At 61.3% G+C, this 16,136-nt stretch carries 14 protein-coding genes and 1 tRNA gene; 2 read left to right on the top strand and 13 right to left on the bottom strand.

What is annotated here, in order from left to right; translation table 11 throughout:
* Positions 1–52: 52 nt before the first annotated feature.
* From OF122_RS08145 to acs, 7 genes are all read right to left on the bottom strand, one after another.
* Entirely contained in the window at positions 53–1,273 is a 1,221-nt protein-coding gene (locus OF122_RS08145) for an MFS transporter (protein ID WP_264227271.1), read from the bottom strand.
* 94 nt (positions 1,274–1,367) lie between these two features.
* Entirely contained in the window at positions 1,368–2,168 is an 801-nt protein-coding gene (locus OF122_RS08140; protein WP_264227270.1) for a UDP-2,3-diacylglucosamine diphosphatase, read from the bottom strand.
* Between the two features lie 103 nt (positions 2,169–2,271).
* Complete coding sequence (locus tag OF122_RS08135) at positions 2,272–2,865, bottom strand: LysE family translocator (RefSeq protein ID WP_264227269.1); 594 nt, start codon at positions 2,863–2,865, stop codon at positions 2,272–2,274.
* Positions 2,866–2,935: 70 nt separating this feature from the next.
* Entirely contained in the window at positions 2,936–3,469 is a 534-nt protein-coding gene (locus OF122_RS08130) for a DUF1697 domain-containing protein (RefSeq protein ID WP_264227268.1), read from the bottom strand.
* The gene (locus OF122_RS08125; protein WP_264227267.1) at positions 3,466–4,566 is read right to left on the bottom strand and encodes a glycoside hydrolase family 3 protein; all 1,101 of its coding nucleotides are present in this window, start codon (positions 4,564–4,566) and stop codon (positions 3,466–3,468) included. The genes OF122_RS08130 and OF122_RS08125 overlap by 4 nt, the downstream gene beginning before the upstream one ends.
* An 86-nt stretch (positions 4,567–4,652) precedes the next feature.
* Positions 4,653–7,436, bottom strand: a complete 2,784-nt coding sequence (locus tag OF122_RS08120) for an EAL domain-containing protein (RefSeq protein ID WP_264227266.1) — start codon at positions 7,434–7,436, stop codon at positions 4,653–4,655.
* Between the two features lie 114 nt (positions 7,437–7,550).
* Positions 7,551–9,497, bottom strand: coding sequence for an acetate--CoA ligase (gene acs, locus OF122_RS08115; protein WP_264227265.1), 1,947 nt, complete (start codon positions 9,495–9,497; stop codon positions 7,551–7,553).
* Positions 9,498–9,679: 182 nt separating this feature from the next.
* Here acs and OF122_RS08110 point away from each other — a divergent pair, with 182 nt between their 5' ends.
* Positions 9,680–10,252: a GNAT family N-acetyltransferase gene (locus OF122_RS08110; protein WP_264227264.1), complete on the top strand. Its 573-nt coding sequence runs from the start codon at positions 9,680–9,682 to the stop codon at positions 10,250–10,252.
* Here OF122_RS08110 and OF122_RS08105 read toward each other — a convergent pair.
* The 5 genes from OF122_RS08105 to msrA all read right to left on the bottom strand — a co-directional run bounded on the left by OF122_RS08105 (position 10,249) and on the right by msrA (position 14,142).
* Entirely contained in the window at positions 10,249–11,553 is a 1,305-nt protein-coding gene (locus OF122_RS08105; protein WP_264227263.1) for a lipopolysaccharide biosynthesis protein, read from the bottom strand. The two genes, OF122_RS08110 and OF122_RS08105, sit on opposite strands and share 4 nt — an antisense overlap.
* A gap of 8 nt (positions 11,554–11,561) precedes the next feature.
* The gene (locus OF122_RS08100; RefSeq protein ID WP_264227262.1) at positions 11,562–12,734 is read right to left on the bottom strand and encodes a lipid II:glycine glycyltransferase FemX; all 1,173 of its coding nucleotides are present in this window, start codon (positions 12,732–12,734) and stop codon (positions 11,562–11,564) included.
* Positions 12,735–12,864: 130 nt separating this feature from the next.
* Positions 12,865–13,086 carry a hypothetical protein gene (locus OF122_RS08095; RefSeq protein ID WP_264227261.1) on the bottom strand — a complete coding sequence of 74 codons (222 nt, stop codon included), beginning with the start codon at positions 13,084–13,086 and terminating at the stop codon, positions 12,865–12,867.
* 210 nt (positions 13,087–13,296) lie between these two features.
* Positions 13,297–13,372: transfer RNA gene (locus OF122_RS08090), tRNA-Lys, on the bottom strand.
* Positions 13,373–13,527: 155 nt separating this feature from the next.
* The gene (gene msrA / locus OF122_RS08085) at positions 13,528–14,142 is read right to left on the bottom strand and encodes a peptide-methionine (S)-S-oxide reductase MsrA (RefSeq protein ID WP_264227260.1); all 615 of its coding nucleotides are present in this window, start codon (positions 14,140–14,142) and stop codon (positions 13,528–13,530) included.
* A 306-nt stretch (positions 14,143–14,448) separates the two neighbouring features.
* Here msrA and OF122_RS08080 point away from each other — a divergent pair, with 306 nt between their 5' ends.
* Positions 14,449–15,165, top strand: a complete 717-nt coding sequence (locus tag OF122_RS08080; RefSeq protein WP_264227259.1) for a leucyl/phenylalanyl-tRNA--protein transferase — start codon at positions 14,449–14,451, stop codon at positions 15,163–15,165.
* Here OF122_RS08080 and OF122_RS08075 read toward each other — a convergent pair whose 3' ends face one another.
* On the bottom strand, positions 15,166–16,107 hold the full coding sequence (locus OF122_RS08075; RefSeq protein ID WP_264227258.1) for an endonuclease/exonuclease/phosphatase family protein: 942 nt from the start codon (positions 16,105–16,107) through the stop codon (positions 15,166–15,168).
* Between the last annotated feature and the right edge of the window lie 29 nt (positions 16,108–16,136).

Genomic DNA, 16,136 nt, shown 5'->3' with positions numbered 1-16,136 from the left:
GTACCGCAAGGCTGTTGGCTCGCGACTGTCCGAATGCCTGATTTGCGCAACTCTATTGTGACAGCGGGCGCGATTCGTTCTGTGCCTTGGTGGACCAGATCGAGAGTGAAATCAGAATCATCCCCGCCCCGATCGCCGACAGCAGCCCCGCTGCCCAGAAGCTTTGCAATCCGAAATGGGCCACCAGCATGCCGAAAAACAGCAGCGCGATAACCGAGCAGATCTGCTTCATGACCACATAAAAGCTCTGAGCCTGAGCCGCGATCTCTTCGCTGGTCCAATTTGCGATGAAGGTGACGATGCCCATATAGGCCAGGCCGAACGTCATCATGTGCAGGGCTTGCAGCAGACCCAATTGCCACACTTCCGTTGCGTAAACCATGCCGACCCAGCGCAGAACCCCACTGGCGCAGGCCGCCAGGAGCAGATGCCGGGCCGAAAACCGCCGTGCGAAATGGGAAAAAAACAGCATGGTGACGATCTCGCAGACCGGCGCCACGATCCACAATATGCCTACCGCAGCGTCCGGCACCCCCGCTCTGAGCCACAAGAGCGCGCCAAAACTGATGAGCAGCATATGGCTGGCCTGCAATATGGCCGCCCCAAGAAGCGTGAGGACGAACCATGGCCGCGCGACCTGCCGCAGGGTCTGGCCCGCACCGGGGGCGCTCACCAGCGGCGCGCCCGCCAGTCCGCTCCCGTTCTGCGACCGGAAATATGGCAGCGGCAGTGCCGACAGCCCGCGCAGTAGCGCCGTGGCGATCAGCAGCGGCACGAACACCGCGATTCCCAGCCAGCCGAACGTCCACCCGGCCAGTGCCGTCGCCCCGATATAGCCGAATGTGCCCCAGATCCTCACCCGCGCAAAATCGGTGCCGCGGCGACGCGTCATTCTTATGGTCGCGGCATCAATCACCGGCTCTATGGCCATGACAGGGATAACGAGCAGAGTGTTAAAGAGCAGAATGCCCCAGAACGCGTCGACAAAAACGAACCCCAACGACACCACAGCACTGATGAGCGAGCCGGCGACGATCACCCCGCGCCAGTCGCTCGCCTTGTCCGCCACACGCCCGACAAGCAGATTGAGCACGATCATGATAAAGATCGGCGTCGCGCTGATGATGCCGATTTCTTCCTCGCCTATACCCCTGCCGTCCAGCCATACGGGCAAAAGCAGCGTGGAGACGCCGATCGGCAGATACATGGCAGCGTAGAACAGACCCGTGCGCATTTCGGGCGTGGTCAGCCGCTCGGGCAGTCTCGGCAACATTGAAGAAGGTTCCGCAAGGCAGGATTGAAGAGAGCGACCATGCGCCGCGCCGCTCACCCTGGCAAGCGCCAAGTACCGTCAATTTCGTAAGAATTCAGCCCGCGCGCAGCCGGCCCAGTCCGCGGCGCTTGCGCGGTGGCGCGGAAATGTCCTTCCAGCGGATCAACTCGAACGCTCCGTCGTGGTCCTCCACGATCGCCGTGCAGCTTTCCACCCAATCGCCTGAATTGATGTAGTGGATGCCGAATTTGTGGTGCATGGCGGCCTGATGGATGTGGCCACAGATCACCCCCTCGACCTTGGAATTGCGCGCTTCGAGCGAGAGGGCTTCCTCGAACCGCCCCATGACCGACACAGCGCTCTTGACCTTCTGCTTGGCCCAGGCCGAAAGCGACCAGTAGCTAAGCCCCATCCGGCGGCGCACCCAGTTGATGGGCGCGTTGATGGTCAGCGCGAAATTATAGGCCCAGTCCCCGATATGGGCGAGCCATTTGGCATTGGCGACGACAACGTCGAACTGATCGCCATGGATCACCAGATAGCGCTTGCCGTCGGCGGTGATGTGGACCATGCGGTCGACGATTTCGACACCACCGAAATAGGTGCCTAGATAATCGCGCAGGAACTCGTCGTGATTGCCCGCAAGATAAACGATGCGCGCGCCCGCCCGCGCCTTGGCAAGCAGCGCATTGGCCAGTGCGTCATATTCGGGCGGCCAGTTCCATTCCTTCTGCAGCCGCCATCCATCGATCAGATCACCCACGATATAGATCGTATCGGCATCATGAACAGCGAGAAACTTGAGCAGTTCCTCAACCTGAATCGCCTGCATCCCAAGATGGACGTCGCTTATAAAGAGCGCCCTGACGTGCCGGACGGTCCCCGTTTCTTCCATGCCCAAAGCACCTATCTAGCGCGCTTCCTGATTCCCGATCGGCGCGGCGGGTACTTTAGACGAGCAGCCCCCGATGGCAAAACCGTTTCGGGTGAAGTGTGTGTCAGATGAGGAACAGGACGACGGCGCAGAGCATAAGACCGGCCAGGATCATGCCCAGATATTTCTCCAGTCCCGAACGCTCGAGGAAAACAGTCAGGCCCAGTCCGAAAATCATCCAGGTACTCGAGGACAGCGCCCCGAAGACACCGCAGCCCAGCGCAAGCAACGCCAGATTGGCGATCCGGTTCGGTCCCGCCGGTACGAACAACGCGACGAAGCTGACCGCCATCGCCCACGCCTTGGGATTGATCCACTGAAACAGCGCGGCCTCATAGCTGCGCATCGGGCGTTCCCGGCCCGTTGCCGCGCCCATGGTGATGCCCAGCATATGATAGGCCATCCAGAGAAAATAGGCGGCGGCGCCATAGCGCATGACGGTGCTGATCTGCGGATAGGCGACAACGAGCTCCCCCAAACCCAATCCCACCACAAACACCAGGATCGGAAAGCCCAGGGTAATGCCGACGCAATGCGGAACCGTCCGGCCCAGACCGAATTTTGCACTCGATGTCATCACCATCAGATTGTTCGGCCCTGGCGAAAACGAAGCAGTCGCGCCGGCCAGAAGGAAGGCGACAAAGAGGGTGGACGTCATGGAAAAGCTCATAATGTCAGCAATGCTGACCTAATAACAGGCTTTCGCGGCCTTGCCAATCGACTTTGCATCACAGCGCATCGGCGATCTTTTTGACTGTATTCCAGTTTCGCGAGGTGCCGATGCCGGTGCGCCTGGATGTGAGCACGCCCGCCAGCTTCGATTTGGCAGTTCCGTTCCCGAAATAGATCCACGGGTCGCCGTCGACCACGCGCACGATCTCGGCGGCGCCGGCCCTATCCTCGATCAATTTCTTCGCGTCTGCAGTGGCCGGATCGCGCATCACGCGCACCGTCACATGGGAGCCGTCTCTGGCCGATTGCTCGGGAAAGGGATTGCCCGCGACCAGTTTTTCCCAACGCGCGCCCTCACGCACAATGAAATCGATATGACGTCCGAACGCCGCCGCGAAGGCCGGCTCGAACGCTTTTTCGATGGCGCGCGGGTCATTATCTCTGGCCGTGAACACCACATTGCCGGTGGCCAGCAATGTCGTCACCTCGCTATGGCCCAATCTCTCGAGCAACTCGCGCAGCGGCGCGTTGAGAACACGTTTCCCCTCCGGCAGGATAATGGAATACAGCAGGCCCACAAAGCGTGTCACGGAACGATCGCGATCCGGCGCTTGAGAGCGATGATGCGCCCATAGCTTTGCGCTATCCGATCGGCAAACTGCGGGTCAGCCCGTGCTTCACCGACCAGCACCTGATGGATTGCGGTGCCCAGCCCCCGATCATAGTCGGCGGTATTGGAAAACAACAGGATATCGACCCCCGCCTCCACCGCTGTCACCACCGTGTCGTGCAGGTCGAACCGTGAGCGGATGGCACCCATCTCCAGATCGTCGCTGATCACAACGCCGGCAAATCCCAACTCGTCGCGCAGCACGCCCTCGATCCAGGTGCGTGAAAGACTGGCCGGAAGCTGCCGCCCATCCTCGCCCTGGATATCGGCATTATAGAGATGGGCCACCATCACCATGTCGGCCAGACCGGCATCGATCATTTCGCGATAGGGTTCGAGCTCGACCGGCTGCCACACCCCGGTGACATCCACGAAACCCTCATGGGTATCTTCGGCGCTCGAACCATGCCCCGGAAAATGCTTGAGCGCCGTCGCTATTCCCGCATCGTGATGCGCTTCCACGAATGCCGAGGCCCGCGCGGTCACTTCGGCCGGATCGGAGCCGAAAGCACGATCATAGCGCGCGATAATCGGATTATCGGGATTGAGGTCGAGATCGACCACCGGCCCGAAATTGACGTTGAACCCCAGCCGCGCCAGATCGTCCGCCAGACCGGCATAGATCACCCTGGCGCGATCGGGCGCCTGGGCGGCAACAGCGCGCGCTGAGGGAATTTCGTCAAATCCCACGGCGGCCGTCAGCCGCTCGATCTGCCCGCCCTCCTGGTCCAGTGCGATGAACGGAGGCAGCCATGGACGCGCGGCTATCAGGCTGCGATTGATCCCCCGCACCGCCGCCAGGCTGTCCACATTGATGCGCAGGAACATCACGCCGCCGATTTCTCCGCGCGCGATTTGTTCGCGCACCGCCCGCACGCCGGCGGCATCGGCAGCATCGCCCCGAAAACCCACCATCACCATCTGACCGGCCATATCCTCAAGGCTCTGCGCCCAGCCGGACGAGCCGCCCGATACAATGAGCCAAAGGGCGATACAAAGTGAGAAAAGAACGCGCATGACCTGCTTTCGGTGGGCGGCGGGAACGGCAAATGTGCCCGATTCCCAACCAAGTGGGCCAACCTTTCGCAACTTTAGGGCACAAATCAGCCCAAGCGCATCACCGAGGACAGCTTGTCGTGTTCGGCGGCGAGCATTTGGGCGAGTATGTCTTCGGCCGGGCCGGGACGCGAGAAGAAATAACCCTGCCCGGTCTTGCACCCGGCAAGGCGCAGCAACCACGCCTGATCCTGGTTCTCGATGCCCTCGGCCACCACATGCTTGCCCAGGGATTCCGAAAGCATGAGCACCGCCCGAATAATGGCCGAAGCCTCCGCATCGCCCGGAAGCCCACGCACGAAGCTCTGGTCGATCTTGATGGTATCGACGGGCAACCGGCCCAGATAACTCAACGAGGAATAGCCCGTGCCGAAATCGTCAAGCGCGACCCCGACCCCTTGCGCCCTAAGGACCTTGAGCTTTTCTGTGACGTGAGAGGTTTCTGTCACCAAAAGGCTTTCAGTGATTTCCACCTGCAACCGCTCGGCCGGCAGGCCCGATATGTCCAGCGCGGACCGGACATCGGCGACGATGTCCCCGTGTTCGAACTGCAGGGGGGAAACGTTGACCGAAAGCCGCACCGGCCGTGGCCAGCCTGCCACTTCCTTTGCCGCGACATGGAGTATCCAGCGGCCGAGTTCGATGATGAGCCCTGTTTCTTCGGCCGCCGGGATAAATTGCCCCGGCGAAACCGACCCCAGTTCGGGATGCGTCCAGCGCGCCAGCGCCTCCACGCCGGTGACCTCCCCGGTTTCAAGGTCTACCTGAGGCTGGTAGTGGACGGAAAATTCCTCGCGCGCCAGGGCGGCGCGCAGCGCGATTTCCATGTCCTGCTTGGACTTGATGCGCGTGTCCATTTCCTTGGTAAAGGCAAGGGCGCGGTTGCCGGATTGATCCGATGCAAGCGAGAGCGCGATACCCGCATGGCTGACCAGCGCATCGGGTGCGCTGCCCGAGAGGTTGGAATCGGTCATGCCCACGCGCGCGCCGACGATGGCCCTGTGCTCATCCAACGTATAGGGCCGAATAATCTCGGCAATCAGCGTTTCGGCAAATGCCATACCACCGTCGTCGCCCAGCAATCCCTCACGCAACACCGCAAATCCATTGCCCTCCAGCCGCGCCACGCTGATCGGCCCCAAGAGTTCGAGCCGCGCCACCACCTGTTTGAGCAGAGCATCGCCATAGGCGTGCCCGAGCGTATCATTCACGGTCTTGAGCCGCGAAAGCCCGACGAGATAGACACTGGCGCCGCGCCCACGGCCAGTGGGCGTCGCGAGCAGTGCGCCGATCGTTTCGACGAACTTGACCCGCGAAGCGGCGCCGGTCAGCGGGTCGTGCTGTGCAAGATAGGTCAGCCGATGTTCGACCTGCCGTCGCTCAGTCACATCCCGGAAGGTAAGGCATGCAACCCGTCCAGCCGACTCCGCGCTCACCTCGCCCGCATCGACGTCCGACAGTGTCACCACGAATTCCACCGTCCGGCTCTCGCCATTGCACACGATCGCGACTTCGGAAACCGCTTCCATCATCCGTCCGCTATCGAGAGCCGCTTCCAGCGCATCCCGGAACGGCGCCGGAAGCACGTCGCCGATATTGGCGCCGCGCAACCCCGGCGATATCAATTCCTCGGCCAGGCGGCTGGCTGCGCGGATGGATTTGTTGTGATCGACGACAACCACGCCGTCAAAATTGTCTGCAACCACGCGGGCCAGGATGCCCCGCATGGAATCGCGCTCGCGCGCCGCATGGGACAGCGAGCGGCCGCGCGCCTCGAGTTCGTGCCAGAACGCGGTGGCCAGAAATCCGATCTGGGCGATATGAATGCCCGCCGTATCGAGAAGCATGCCCGCATGGACCTGCATGGCCAGAGCCGTAAATTCCAGCATCCCCGCATAGGCCAGCGACCCGGCTATGGCAGAACCCAATGTCATGCGCGGCCGCAGAAAGGCAAAGAGCAACGCCATGCCAAAAACGATAATGATGGCCGGCAGACGTCCCATATCGGACAGCGCCCTGTCCTGACGTACGGTTTCGGCCGCCAGAAGTTGAAGCGCTGACGTGGAGAGCAGTCCGTAACGAGGCACCGAATGGCTCGATTGCTGCGAATAGCTCGCCTGCCCCACAATCACCTGCCGCCCCGCGAACAGGCCGGTCTCAAAGCTGCCGCCGATCACGTCCGAAAGCCTGAGCCGCGGCACGGTTGCGAGGTCTATGGAAAAATCGATCAAGAAGGACGGACGCGATATCGAATGATCTGGCGAGAGCGCCGTCGCCAAGGATTCGATGACCCAGCCATCATTGACGATCCGGGCGCGATATATCCCCGATCGCTGGCTGCCGCCAACCGCATCCACATAGACTGGCGGCGCATGGGCTGCAAACCTGTCCAGAGGCATATTCAGAACGCGTGAGGCATTCGATGAACGAACCTCGGTGGCAACCGTCCGCACGCGGCCGGCGGCCCTTGTCATCGCTCCGATAAGCGCGTTGTCGTCGAAATAGTCGAGTGCGCCTTGGAGCCCGACGTCGAGCACTACCGTACGCGCACCGGCATCGATCAGGCTGTCGAGGGCATCGGCATAAACGCTGCGCGCGCGCGATTGGCTGCCTGCCCGCGCCATGGCCGCAGCATCGCCCTCAACAAATACGATGTCGCCACTGGCGGGGCGGGAGGCCATGGAAAACCGCATGTCGCGCAGCGCGAAATCGAAAGCTGAAAACCAGCCCATCGCCACGGCCACCAGCACAGCCGCGCACACGATCGCCGTAACCAAAAGATGCCGAACCCGCGCCACCCTGAAAATATCGCCCCCTGCTTTCGCCCACAATTCATGTCGTGAGCACTTTTTCCTTTATCTCCCAAGCAGTTGAACAACCCGTAAATGCAGGGCGCCGGGCGCCGCGATTGCGGAGCCCGGCGCTGAGCAAAAAGCAGGATAACCCTACCGGTTCTTGCGATTGGCGATCAGATCGTCGACCACGCCCGGATCGGCCAGCGTGGACGTGTCTCCAAGCGCACCATAGTCGTTCTCGGCCACCTTGCGCAGAATCCGGCGCATGATCTTGCCCGAACGCGTCTTGGGCAATCCCGGCGCAAACTGGATATGGTCAGGCGAGGCGATCGGCCCGATCTCCTTGCGCACCCAGTTGCGCAGCTCGACCGCCAGATCATCCGATGCCGCATCCCCTGCCATCAGCGTCACATAGCAATAAATGCCCTGCCCTTTGACGTCGTGTGGGAAGCCAACAACCGCGGCCTCGGACACTTTTGGATGCGCGACCAGCGCGCTCTCCACTTCCGCCGTGCCAAGCCGGTGTCCGGACACGTTGAGCACATCGTCCACGCGCCCGGTGATCCAATAGTAGCCATCTTCGTCCCGGCGGCAGCCATCGCCGGTGAAATAATAGCCTTTGTATTGCTGGAAATAGGTTTCCTTGAACCGCTGGTGATCGCCATAAACGGTGCGCATCTGCCCCGGCCAGCTATCGGCAATGGCCAGGACGCCTGCCGCTTCGGTCTCCTCGATCACCTTGCCGCTTTCAGGCTCCAGCACCACCGGCTGCACGCCAAAGAACGGCTTGGTTGCCGAACCGGGCTTGGTCGGAATGGCGCCAGGGAGCGGGGTAATCATGAACCCACCGGTTTCCGTCTGCCACCAGGTGTCGACGACAATGCACCGCTCGCGGCCCACCTGCTTGTGATACCACATCCAGGCTTCGGGATTGATCGGCTCACCGACCGAGCCCAAAAGGCGCAGGCTGGACAGGTCGGCCCGTTCGACGAACTGGTTGCCTGCCCCCATAAGCGCTCGGATGGCCGTGGGCGCGGTATAAAAGATGTTGACCTTGTGCTTGTCCACAACATCCCAGAACCGCCCGGCATCGGGATAATTGGGCACGCCCTCAAACATCAGCGTCGTCGCACCATTGGCCAGCGGGCCATAGACGATATAGCTGTGCCCGGTCACCCAGCCCACATCGGCGGTGCACCAGAAAACCTCGCCCTGGCGGTAGTCGAAGGTCAATTCGTGGGTGAGCGACGCATAAACCAGATAGCCCCCCGTCGTGTGCAGCACACCTTTGGGCTTCCCGGTCGAACCGGACGTGTAAAGGATGAACAGCGGATCTTCCGCATTCATCGGCTCGGGGTCGCATGTTGCCTCAACTCCGGCCTCCGCCTCATGCAGCCAGACATCGCGACCTGCCTGCATGGCGATGTCGCCGCCGGTGTTTCTGACGACCAGCACCTTTTCCACCCCTGGGCAGTCCTCGATGGCCTTGTCGACATTGACCTTGAGCGGCACTTTCTTGCCGCCGCGGCAACCTTCATCGGCGGTGATGATGACGCGGGAATCGCAATCGTTGACTCGCCCGGCGAGTGCGTCGGGAGAGAACCCGCCGAACACCACCGAATGCACCGCGCCAATCCGCGCGCAGGCCAGCATGGCGTAGGCGGCCTCGGGGATCATCGGCATATAGATCGTAACCCGCTCGCCTTTTTGAACGCCGAGGTCTTTGAGCACATTGGCAAACCGGCACACTTCGCCATGGAGCAGACGATAGGTGATATGCCGGGTTTCCGCCTCGGGATCGTCTGGCTCGAAGATGATGGCGACTGTATCGCCGTGCTCTTTGAGATGCCGGTCGATGCAGTTGGCGGCAACATTGAGCTCGCCGTCCTCGAACCATTTGATCGAGATATCGGGCCATTCAAAGCTGGTATTCTTGACCTTGGTAAAGGGTTTGATCCAGTCGATGCGCTGCGCCTGCTCGCCCCAGAACCCGTCGGGGTCCGAGACCGAGCGCTTGTACATCTGGTCATACTGCTCAGCGGTGACCCTGGTTTTGGCGACCACCTCTTCCGAGGGTGCAAACACTTCCGAACTCATGACAACTCCTCCACCTTATTGGCTCGCTATCCCTGTCTTAACCCGCCGATTCAGCCAGCCGCAAGGCACGGCCGGATGGCAAATCGCGCAAGTTTCGATATGAGCGATTTTGCTCCACCGCTCCGCAAACCCTTTTTTAGCGGACCTTCGGCTAATCTGGCCCGCAAACCGGGGGAAAGATGATGACCGACGCACAGATGACCTCGCGAGCGGCCACCCACGCCGATATCGCCGATGTCCATCGCGAGCTGATGGACCTGATCGATTCCATGCCCTATTACGGCGAGCGCTTCAAAGCCTTTGAAAAGGCGCGGTTCAACCGCACATTCCTGCGCACACTGCTCGAAATCGATCCCTGGCACATCCTGCTGCTTGAAATGGACGGCGTGACCGGCGGCTTTCTGATTTCCGGACCGGCCAACGGGACGATCTTCCAGTTCTGGTCGGCCATCTATCCCGATTATCGCGGCACGCCGCTGGGCCGTTTCGGCATGGATGCCTTCATTTCCCACTGGGACAATTCGCGCTTCCATAAGGCGTCGACCTACACCCGCCCTGACAACCGGCCCGCGCTCGTCCTGCTCAAGCGCTACGGCTACAGCCAGGTCGCCCATCTCGAAGACCATATCTTCGGGGAAGATTACTTCGTCATGGAACGCAAGTTCACCAAGGCGGTGGACGGTTATGATAACGGCATATCTCTGCCGCTCGCGACCAGGCTCAAGCTCAAGGCACGGGCGCTCCTCGACCGCTAGGCGACCGCCGCGCGAAACCGGCCGAAGATCGAAACATCGATCTTGGCCCGATAGAGCGCCGTCGCCCACAGCGAGACCGACCAAAGCGAAATCGCGATAAACGCCGAAATCGCCGCACCCATCAGCCCATAGGGCGGCACGAGGGTGAAATTACCGACGATGAGCGCGGCCAGTCCCAGGCCCACCGACGGCAGGCTGGCCCAGGGCCGGTCATGCATCGAAAGCACCAGTGAGGCCGGTCCGAACGCCGCCCGCACCACCAGCCCGAGGCACAAGATGGCCACCGGCAGGGCCCCGTCCGCAAATTCATCGCCGAACAGCATCAGCGCATATCGCCCCACCAGCAGAACGCCGAGGAACAGCGCCAGCGCCAGCCCCGTCGCCACAAGATTGGCCTCCCCCACCCGCCTGCCGAAAGCGCCGCTGTCCGCATCGCGTTCGGCATCGAACATGTTGGGCAGCGTCAGGGCATAAACCGCGACCACCCCGAACGAAGCGAGCGCGAAAATCCGCGTGCTCACACCGAAGATGGCCAGATCGGTGCGGTCGAGCAGCCCGGCGAGCAGGATCAGATTGATGTCAAAGAAATAGTCCGAAGCGAGCGTAATGAGCACCCAGGGCGCCGCAAAACGCCACCAGCGTATGGGCTCACCCTGACGCACCGCGTCAGCGCGCGGCACGGCTATTACGGCCCGGCGCACCCAGATGCTTTGGAACCCGAACAGTACCAGCAGTGCGGCGGCCAGAAGCCACAACATGCGGCCAAGATCGGCAACCGGGCTCATCAAGGCCACTGCCGCGAAAGCGGCCAGCGTCAGTGCCGGCCTGAAGATCATATCGGGCAGATAGCCCGCCATGGGCTGCTTGAGGCCCACCAACGTGGTGGTACTGATATAGGTGATGGCCGTCGCAATCCCGATCAGCGCCGTCTGCACCCAGATCGGGCGCAAATGCTCGCCCGCTTCGCCCAGAACGAAGGTCAGCGGCCAGCCCAGCGCAACAATGGCCACCCCCATGACCGCCATCTGGATGTAGGCTCGGCCCACGAAACGCCGCAGATGATTGCCTTCGCCCCGCGAGCCGTACTCCGCTGAAAAATAGGTTGAAACCGTCTGAAACCCGAGCGGCAGTACAACGGCGATCAGATTGGCCGCCGCGATGACCAGAAGGAAATCGCCGAGCGACTGGGCGCCCCAAACGCGCGAGATTGCGGCCTGTACAAGAAAGATGAACCCCGCGCCAAAGATGCGCAGGGCAAAGATCATCACCGATTTCGAGGCGAGCCTGCCGGCTATCGACATTGCTGGTATTACCCCTGGGTTCGCGCGCCGCGCCTGAAGCGCTTTTGCAGTTCGAGCCGCGTCGCCAGCGCCGCATCGCGGCTGCGTGTCAGGATCTCGCGCGCCTTGTAGGCAGCGGTTCCTGCCACATAGGCCGGCAAATGCGAGGCAAAATTCATGGTTGGCGGCAAGGGGCTGATATGGCCCGCATCGCCCACCATGCCGCTCTTGAACTGGTGCAGCCCGGCAAAGCCATCAGTGCCGCCCAGATCGTAGAGCCTGGCCCTGGTATTGTCGCGCAGCCATCTGATGATGTGCCAGTGCAGCAGATAGCCGGCCCGCAAATCGAGCGCCGCATCGTCGGTCGCGCCATAAAGATAGCAAGCCGTTGTGCCGGCCGTGAAGATCGCCGCCCCGGCGATGGTTTTTTCGCCCTGCGAGACGAAAAACAGCTCCGGCCGCGCCGTTCCATCGGGCATGGCCATGAGACCTTCGAGCGTATCGATGCCAGAATAATCGGGGAACAACTTACGCTCGCTCATCGCCTGATAAAGCGTCATGAACCGGCCGATGTCGCCTGGAGCGCCAACGGTAAACTCCAGCCCGGCCTTCATCGCCTTGCGCAGATTGTAGCGCCATTTCTGACCGAACGCGGCCAGCCGCGCCTCATCGTCGAGCGAGACATCGACCACGTAACGCATGGGAAATTTCACACCAACCCCGGACTTGAACCCGCGCGAGCCGAGCATTACGGCCATGCGATTGGTTTCGCCGGCCTCCGCATGGGGCATGATCGAAACCATCATGGAGCGCTTCCGGGCGTATTCAGCCACCAGCGTATCGATCATCCGGCCCATGAGGGCGTCGCGATCGCGCCCCTCGGCATTGGCAAGAAACGGTCCCCATTTGACGAGTGCCACGGTCGCCACGCCCAGTGGCAAGCGCTGCAACATCACCAGCGCGCCGCCTACAGGCTCGTTGTCATCGGAAAACAGAACCGGCTCGAGCGCCACCCCAGGCCAACGAAGGCTCGCATAGGCATGGAGCTGCTCCTGGCAGACTCCGTCGAATGTCGAGACGAGCTTGTCCCAGACCGCCCCCTCCACCAACCGGCAGTCGAGAAGCGCTCTATCCTTTCGCACCGCGCCTGCCGCGGTGGGAGCGTGCGTGGTCAAAGCTGGCGAATGGCTGGTCAGAGACATCGGCGTCACCGGGGTTAGATCAATTTGACCCCAACTTAGCCAGCACCCCCTAGGGAATGCTTTCCGCAAAGCCGATAAAGCCCGTCAATTGCTGGCGTGGTAAATCAAGGCTTGCACTTTTGCATAGCGGTTACCGGCGTTTGACCGCCCACCAAAGCGCGGCGGTGGCCAGGAGCATTGTCGCAAAACCCATAATGGCCCAACCGCTTGACGGTCCTTCGAGCGGTTCGCATTCCCCCACGCAGGCAACGGGCTCGATCACAACCAGCCCCGTGCCCTGCAAGAACCAGAGGCCACCCAGCAGGATGGCCAGAACGCTCACAATGCCAACGATACCCCTTATCCACTTCATCGAATCCTCCCACAACAGACGGCGCCGAACACACCATGCCTGCCCCTGCCGGGCAATAGCGTGCGGTCGAGCAATATCTGCAAAATTGGGAGAGTGCGCCGTTGACCAGCTGAGGACCTCTGGCCGAAACTCGGCCAGCGGCGGCGCAAATCGCCGCGAAGCGCAACGTTCAATCATTACATGAAGTTTTCCAGGCAACTGCCGGAAATATGGTGGGTGTACGAGGGCTCGAACCTCGGACCCGCTGATTAAGAGTCAGCTGCTCTACCAACTGAGCTATACACCCGATCCATCGGGCAGCGCGTCTCCGCACCGCCAGAGTGGCGCCTCTCTAGCAAACGCCATTCAAGCTGTCCACCCACATCCGTGCTTTTTCGTTATGCTTGGAGTGCTTCCGAACTCTCGGAGCAGTTGAAGCGATTCAAAGAAGCGCCGAATGCTCTAAGGAAAAGGATTCTCGCTTGTCCCGAGGAACGCCTGATCGCCCCACAACTCGCGAATCACAACATCGCGTCCACAACCGATCCGGTAGCGTTCATAATGGTCCGGATTGGTCTTGTAGAAATCCTGATGCTCGGGCCCCGCAGGATAGAATGTGGCGGCCGGCTTGATCTCGGTCACGATCGTATAACCGCTCGATTCGGCAATGGCGGCCTTGCTCGCCTCGGCAATAGCGGCCTGCTCATCATTGAGCGCAAAGATGGCCGGCTTGTACATCGGGCCATAGTCGCAGAACTGTCCCTCCGCATCGGTCGGGTCGGTGGTGTGCCAATAGACCGTGAGAAGTTCCTCATAGCTCACGACTTCCGGGTCGAAAGTAATTTGGACCGACTCGTAATGGCCAGTGTCGCCGCCATAGGCGACCTGGTTGTAGGTGGGATTTTCGACATGACCGCCAGCAAAGCCAGATACGGCCTCGGAAACGCCTTCCACCTTCTCGAAATTGGATTCAACGCTCCAGAAACACCCGCCGGCAAAAAGCGCGGTATCGGCCAGTGCGGGGCTTGCGGCAAACGCGCTCGCAGCGGTTGCCAGGGCAATCAGTGTGCGATGCATGCTGCACCTCCTCGTTTGCGTCAGTTGGAACGCCTACGACCTCAACAGCAAGTCAAAGCCGCGTGAGCGTACGCAATTCTTCGTATTTTAAGCAATTACGGTAAGCGCCCGGCAATGGTTTCAGCCTAATGTCGCCGCCAGTTCGCCCCCGGAGCTCATTGCACGACCAGCTTTTCCCAACCCGGCCCTTCCCGGCAGGGCAATTACAGTCTTGGCCGGCTGGCACTCGCAACAGCTTACTGGCTCAAACCCCAGCGCGTTAAGCACTTTCCGGGACTTGTGGCCGGGCTTGTGGGAGATCGCCTGGTGCGTCCTGCCCCGATCCCCGACGCCTCGCGAATCCGAACCTCTCCACCGGGATTTGCGGGTCTGGCCAACGATTTGTCGACCCCGGTCGTGCTCGAAGCGATGGCGCGCGGATTTTACCCCCAGGGCCATTGGGGCGCCATGAAATGGTGGTCGCCCCCCGAGCGGGCCATCATGGATCTTGCGTCGGTTCATATCGCCAAACGGTTCCGCCGCACCATGCGCGGATCGGACATGCGCATCGCGTTCGACACCGATTTTGCCGGTGTGATCGATGGTTGTGCCGCCCCGCGCGCCCCTTCACGCCCCCATCTCACCTGGATCACCCCAAAAGCCCGGGCCCTGTATATGCGGCTGCACGCCGAGGGCCACGCCCATTCGGTGGAAGTTTTTGACGCCGAAGGCAAACTCGTTGGCGGCTTGTTCGGCGTAACCATCGGGCCGGTATTTTCAGCGCTATCGATGTTCCACATTGCTGACAATGCATCGAAATTCGCTATCGTCAGCCTTTACCATCATCTGGCCGATGCGGGCTTTACCACGGTCGATCACCAGATCATGTCACCCTGGGTCGAAGCGCTCGGCGGCACCGTCCTCCAGCGCGGCGAATATGAGGCCCTCCTCACCCGCCCGGCACAGACCACGCTCGGCACCGGCCAATGGCAAGCCAAGTTCAGCCTCGCCGACACCGCGGGCTGGTCACCGGAAACGGCCTAATTACTGGGCCACGATCCCCAGACGCGCAATCAGCCCACGATGGTTCGACCCGAGAGGGTCCGCCATCGCTTCGATCTGGTCGACAATAATCGGCGCGCGCGAAAAGACATGGTCGATGGGAACACCAAGAGGGCCCAGTTCGGTCGGCCAGGTCGCATTGTAGCGCGATGGCGGCAACAGATCGGCCCCTTTCACCAGGTCATCGACGGCATCGGCCCAGGGAGCGGAATTGAAGTCGCCGGCCAACACAAGCGCCCCTTCCATCCGTGACACCTGCCGCGTCAGACGCCGCATTTCGAGCAGCCCCGCATCGTCGAAATAAGGTTTGGTCAGATGCGCGGCAACCAGCGTGACCGGCTCCCCGCCAATCACGGTGCGCGCCACGACCATGCGGTTGGGATAGATGTTACCCAACGACCGAATTTCGGTATCTTGCAGCGGCAGCTTTGAAAGCATCATCAGATCGCATTCATTCTCGGCCACACAGCCGGCGCGATAAGGATAAACAGCTTCAAGCTCAGGCAAATGCTGCCGCATCCGCGCCGCTTCAAGAACAAAGACGATATCGGCCCCCGACCCGGCGATGAAGGCCGCAACGTCGGCGTGCCTTTCGTTGGATTCGAGGACATTGAAACTCAGCAGCGTAAATTCGGCCGCCCGCTCGAGCCCTTGCAAGGGCGCCCGCGCCTCATATTGCGCCGCCACGCGCCAGATCACATGCCCTGCAGCAAAAAGCGCCATCGCCACAACGAGCCCCGCCCGCCACGGCGCGCCGGCCAGCGCAAGCAAAAGGGCAAGCCCGACAAGGCTTGCCCCGATATGGAGTTGCAGCGATTGCAGCAGGGACTGGCCGGGCAGGCCGAGGTCGATTCGTGTCAGCACCAGAATGCCGGCGGCAACCAGGCCAAAGCCTGTGAGCACGCCACGGATCTCGGCCATCATTGCCACTATATCGTCGTCCCCTGGAGTGT

It is taken from the genome of Pelagibacterium flavum (assembly GCF_025854335.1).
Taxonomy (GTDB): Bacteria; Pseudomonadota; Alphaproteobacteria; order Rhizobiales; family Devosiaceae; genus Pelagibacterium; species Pelagibacterium flavum.
Note: the sequence above shows the minus strand (reverse complement) of the source record. Positions and strands in the feature narration are given on the sequence as shown.

What these genes read in the sequence shown, in the direction of transcription:
- OF122_RS08145 (WP_264227271.1), bottom strand. Translation starts at nt 1,273, where the DNA reads ATGTTGCCGAGACTGCCCGAGCGGCTGACCACGCCCGAAATGCGCACG.
- OF122_RS08140 (WP_264227270.1), bottom strand. Translation starts at nt 2,168, where the DNA reads ATGGAAGAAACGGGGACCGTCCGGCACGTCAGGGCGCTCTTTATAAGC.
- OF122_RS08135 (WP_264227269.1), bottom strand. Translation starts at nt 2,865, where the DNA reads ATGACGTCCACCCTCTTTGTCGCCTTCCTTCTGGCCGGCGCGACTGCT.
- OF122_RS08125 (WP_264227267.1), bottom strand. Translation starts at nt 4,566, where the DNA reads ATGCGCGTTCTTTTCTCACTTTGTATCGCCCTTTGGCTCATTGTATCG.
- acs (WP_264227265.1), bottom strand. Translation starts at nt 9,497, where the DNA reads ATGAGTTCGGAAGTGTTTGCACCCTCGGAAGAGGTGGTCGCCAAAACC.
- OF122_RS08110 (WP_264227264.1), top strand. Translation starts at nt 9,680, where the DNA reads ATGACCGACGCACAGATGACCTCGCGAGCGGCCACCCACGCCGATATC.
- OF122_RS08105 (WP_264227263.1), bottom strand. Translation starts at nt 11,553, where the DNA reads ATGTCGATAGCCGGCAGGCTCGCCTCGAAATCGGTGATGATCTTTGCC.
- OF122_RS08100 (WP_264227262.1), bottom strand. Translation starts at nt 12,734, where the DNA reads ATGTCTCTGACCAGCCATTCGCCAGCTTTGACCACGCACGCTCCCACC.
- OF122_RS08095 (WP_264227261.1), bottom strand. Translation starts at nt 13,086, where the DNA reads ATGAAGTGGATAAGGGGTATCGTTGGCATTGTGAGCGTTCTGGCCATC.
- msrA (WP_264227260.1), bottom strand. Translation starts at nt 14,142, where the DNA reads ATGCATCGCACACTGATTGCCCTGGCAACCGCTGCGAGCGCGTTTGCC.
- OF122_RS08075 (WP_264227258.1), bottom strand. Translation starts at nt 16,107, where the DNA reads ATGATGGCCGAGATCCGTGGCGTGCTCACAGGCTTTGGCCTGGTTGCC.